This is a genomic window from Mesorhizobium sp. M8A.F.Ca.ET.208.01.1.1, assembly GCF_004791315.1.
Classification (GTDB): Bacteria; Pseudomonadota; Alphaproteobacteria; order Rhizobiales; family Rhizobiaceae; genus Mesorhizobium.
The window spans coordinates 1-294 of record NZ_SRUT01000339.1; the positions used below are offsets into that span (position 1 = coordinate 1).

Here is a 294-nt window from a genome sequence, read left to right on the forward strand (position 1 = left end):
CGGCTCTGCCGCCAAGAGGGGGTTCATGTTCCGCACTATCCTGACCGCAGCGCTGGCATTGTCGGTCGCACCGGCATTGGCCAACGATTCGATCGCAGAACTCGGAACCGGGGGACTGATCCTGTCGCGCAGCGACGCCGTCGCCATGGAGAGCGAGGACCTCTTCATCTCGCAGGAAAAGGTCACGGTCGACTATGTCTTCCGCAACAACACCGACAAGGACGTCAGTGCCATCGTTGCCTTCCCGATGCCCGACATCGAAGGCGACCCGAACGAGATGCCGGCGATCCCCGA

General features: G+C 62.2%; 1 protein-coding gene. It reads left to right on the plus strand.

Annotation, left to right across the window (positions count from 1 at the left end):
* Nucleotides 1-25 precede the first annotated feature (25 nt).
* Nucleotides 26-294: DUF4424 family protein (locus tag EN851_RS35560; protein WP_135931130.1), on the plus strand; the 269-nt coding region annotated here is incomplete at its 3' end.